At 44.4% G+C, this 4873-nt stretch carries 1 protein-coding gene; it reads left to right on the top strand.

The features are described from left to right. Positions 1-37: 37 nt before the first annotated feature. A partial coding sequence (locus DBR11_RS28230; protein WP_199233993.1) for a PKD domain-containing protein occupies positions 38-4873 on the top strand: 4836 nt, incomplete at its 3' end.

Consider the following 4873-nt stretch of genomic DNA (forward strand, 5'->3'; position numbering starts at 1 on the left):
TTATTAAATAGTTATTTACATTTATGGAAACAAACGCATGGGTAAATCTAAACTCGCTCTCATATTTGTTGCTTTTATTCTTATTGCTTTTACTTCTCAGGCACAAATTACGCTTGATCCGGTAAATCCAGGGCCTTATTCGCCTGGATCAAGCATAGCTATTTCTTTTACGTCTGACGTAAATACGTGCATAGCAAAGAACAATATATTTGAGCTGTATCTTTCAGACGCAAACGGAAATTTTATTTCAACAGCTCCGATAGGAACCTATAACGGATTCTATTCGGCTTTTGTGAATGGCTCCATTCCCAACGGAACACCAGCGGGGACGGGCTACAAGCTCAGGATTAAAACAACTTCGCCGGCATCAGTTTCCGCTGAATCGACACCTTTTGAAATCCGGGCAGGAACCGTAGTTAATGCAGGTGTGACTTCGGAAGGCAACATCATCAGTAACAACCCGCTCACATTTGGTAAATGTAATAGTACACAAAGTACGCTTGACTACATCTTCTCCAATACCTCAAACACCAATAATGTAACAGCAACGATCACCAATTTACTAACTCCAGAAGCACCAACAAGCCTTAGCTTTACCACTGCAGGCGAGTTAAAAACGTTTAAGGCAAAACAGGCACATTACCTAGTTTTTACGACGGCAAAAGGGGCAGATGGTTCGATAAGCACACATGCGTATTTCCTGGTAAACAACCGTGCGGTTACTGCATTTGCAACCACCAGCGGAAATACTGTATGCTTTCCCACAGGGACCTTTGAATATTCTGTAGATGTTTCGGAAACTGGTATCAAAGCAAATTTTCCTGGAAGCACTTATCAGATTACCTGGGGTGATGATCAGGTGGACACCTATACTTATTGCGATATTATTCAACAGCAGAATAAAGTAAAGCATAGTTTTAGCAGGTCGTCCTGTGGATTTTCCTTCGGATCTGGAGCCAACACGGTTTATAATGCTTTTGGTGTTAATGTACAACTGACAAGTCCTTTTTGCGGGCCAATTGGAACAGCACTCTCCACCACTGCCAGAGTAGTAACCCGGCCAGTAAATAAATTCACATTTTCCCCAATCATATGCCTGGGTGATGAAGCAAGTTTTGTAAATCAGTCTACAAAAGGGCAAAAACCCAATGAAACCAGTAATGGCTGTTCAGACAACAATGTGACCTACAGTTGGTATGTAGACGGAGAACCAAAAGCAACAGGAAAACCAATAGATTTTGTCTTCAGATATACTTTTACGACCAAAGGCCCGCATAAAGTACTTTTGGTTTCTAACAGTGACGGCGATTGTCAGGCCGATCCATTAGAAAATACAGTCTGTGTACAAGATCCGCCAAAGCCAGCTTTCACACTTTCCAATAAACTCATCTGCCTTTCAGCAGCCACAATTACCGCGAACAGCTCAGCGTCGATATTGGACAATACCTGTCCTAATACCCCGGTTTACACCTGGACCGTAACCCCAGCAGCAGGTGTCACTTTTGATAAAAATGCAGCAAACCCAGGTTTTACATTTGCACAGACTGGTGTTTACAGCGTCGTTCTTTCCATAAAAACGGGCACCTGCGAGGTATCAGCTAGTGCACAGGAGGTCGTGGTCAACACTAGCCCTCAGGCTACTTTATCTAAGGACAATGATCTTTGTGCAAGGGGAGATTATTTATTCGGGCCCAACAGTGACGTAACCAAAACACTTTCCAGTGGCACCGTAAAACCACTGGCTGATACTTATACCTGGACAGTTACAGGCGCTGGCGGTTATACCTTTGTAAGTCCGAGTACTCCAAACTCTCAATATCCAACCATTAATTTCCAGGATTTTGGAACATATACCGTTACATTAACCCATAAAAACAACTGTGGTACGGTTACCGTATCTCAGAAACTCAATTTCACTGTATCGCCAACAGCCAGCATTACAGCAACACCAACAGCCATTTGTTATAATGACAACATTAACCTGGAGGGAAAGATCGAAAACGCCATACCTAAAACCACCTTTCAATGGCTAGGTGCCGGAACCTTTCTTCCGACAGATGATCTTAAAACGGTTTATACCCCTACCCTTGCCGAGCGCAATGCGGGAGTGGCAAATATAAAGCTGGTGGTTAACACTGGTATCACGGGTACTTGTGCAGTAGTTACATCAGAGGCTGCAGTGGTGATCTACCCAAAAAATACGGTAACGAATACTTCAGCTTCCCTTACGCAAAACATATGTACGGGAGATTTCGCTGTATTTACACCTCAAACCAATGTACCTGGCAGTACATTTAGATGGACCGCGGTAAATACTGCAGGCACTGCTACTGGTTTCAGCGCAAGCGGAAAGGGTAATATTAATGAGGCCATTGTCAATACAAATGCTCTACAAACAGCCACAGTTGAATATACGATTACTCCGGAATCAAACGGATGTGATGGTGTTCCTTTTAAATTTACAGTCAATATTGCGCCCAGACCAGTGATCACAACCACTATTCCGGAGAAAACAATTTGCCACAACAATCCGGCAGCCATTGTGGTCAGCTCAAATATTCCGGCAACTTTCACATGGACAAGTACAGCAACAACTGGCGTTACTGGCAATACATCTAACGCGGTTCAGGGCAGTGTTGCAAATTCACTAAATATCAATGACGTTTTATTGAACTCTACTTTTAGCCAGGGTACGGTGACTTATACCATTACGCCTTATTCTTCTACCGGTTGTAAAGGAAAAGATATTCAGATCATCGTACATGTTGACCCAGCAGTCACCAAATCAAATGCCGGCCCTAATGAAAATATATGTTCCGCCAATTCATATATTCTGAAAGGAAATAAACCAGATGTAGGTACTGGTGTTTGGAAAGTGGTTTCCGTACATGCCCTGGCACCTCAATTTGCTGATGCAACAGATGCGGAAACCAAAGTCTCCAATCTAGCACCGGGAGAAACGTACACTTTCAGCTGGACAATTACCGGAACAGGTCAATGTACAGCATCCAGCAGTGAAGTAACCATTACCGTTAATGAGCCAACACTGCCTGGAACCACTGCAACGACAACAGCTCTGGTTTGCCAGAACAGCAATACCGGTGTAATTACACTGAGTGGAAACAGGGGTACAGTCAAAGGATGGCAGAGTATGGCCAGCGGCGCTACCGGGTGGACTGATCTTCCGGGTACCAATACCGGAAACACCTATAGCTTTAAAGATTTAGCATTAACCACCCAGTTCAGGGCAGTGGTACAAAACGGCGGTTGTACGATTGAATATTCGACACCAACAACCATCACCGTCAGTCCGGCAACGACTATCGCCAAAGCAGGTAACAACCAAATCTTATGTGCCAGCCGAACCGTACTGTTGGAAGCTAATCCCCCTGCTGCAGGCGAATCAGGACTGTGGACAAAAGTTTCAGGTACAGGAAATATTACAATTGTTGACCCCACTTCGCCTAAGACAGAGGTAACAGGTTTATCAAACCCGGAAACCTATGTTTTTAAATGGACCATTACCGGCAACTCCCCCTGCGGCCCTTCAGAATCAAATGTGGATATCCGCAATAACCAAGGAATTAATCAAAGCATCTCCAGCAGTAATACTGTAGTCTGCAATGGGCAAACCGCCACCATTACCGGAAGCAACCCAACGGGGGGTAATGAAGGAGATTATCAGTATCTGTGGGAACAGAAAGAAGGCACGGGTGCATGGACAGTAATTGCCGGAGAAACTGCACAAAACCTGAGCATTCAGTTGACCACTTCTGGCGACATCAGTTTTAGAAGAACTGTAAAAAGTGGCAGCTGTACCTCCATCAGCAATGAATTTCAGATCACGGTTCAACCTCCGATAACGAAAAACACCATAGCTGCAGATCAGACCATTTGCAGTGGAAAAGCCCCGGAGATTTTAACAGGAAGTACACCAGAAGGCGCAGATGGACAGTTTCTATATCAGTGGCAATCTAGTCCGAATGGAAACAGCTGGACAAACATCGGCACTGGAATTGCTCAAAACTATCAGCCACAAAGTCTGGCTACCACTACATTTTACAGGCGCCTTGTGGGTACAGTTCAATGCAGCGGCACCCTTCAAAGCATTAGCAATGCCATTAAGGTAACTGTTAACCCTAATGCAATTGCAGAGTTTAACTGGACATCTGACAAAGGCTGTATTCCATTTAAACTGGACATTCATGCCGTTCCATATGCAGACAGGAACAATACCTATACCTGGTATGCGAATGATGTCCAGATCGCCACTGGCATCAATTTTCCAGAATATATCCTAAAAACCAGCAATACCAGTGTAACCATCAAGCTCGTGGTGAGTAGTTTACTAGGTTGCTCAGAAGCGGAATTCTCTCACCTGTTCAGCACCAACCAGGCAGTTCCCGCCAGTTTTACCCCTCTTGCTTCAGAAGGCTGCGACCCGCTCAAGGTAACTTTTGTAAACACCTCCATCCTTACCGCAGGCGCTACATTTAAATGGGATTTTGGCAACGGAGAACAGTCAAATCTGGCCAACCCCGCACCAGTTACTTTCTATGCCAATCCATCGGGCAAAGACAGCCTTTACACCGTAACTCTAACCGCCACAACCGCCTGCGGAAGTAACTCCGTCACGGCTACAGTATTTGTAAAAGCAAAACCAATTGCTGTATTTTCACCAAGCAAAACAGATGGCTGCTCGCCAATGAGTGTAGATTTTACCAACACCTCTCCGGGAGGCACCAACAAATATTATTATGATTTTGGAGATGGAAGTCCAATTGTCGAAAAGACAGATAAATCGGCGGTAAACCATGTTTACAACACCACAAAAACCCAGCTTTTTAAAGCCACATTAACCGCTGTAAATGAC

This window comes from Pedobacter sp. HMWF019 (assembly GCF_003061025.1).
Taxonomy (GTDB): domain Bacteria; phylum Bacteroidota; class Bacteroidia; order Sphingobacteriales; family Sphingobacteriaceae; genus Pedobacter.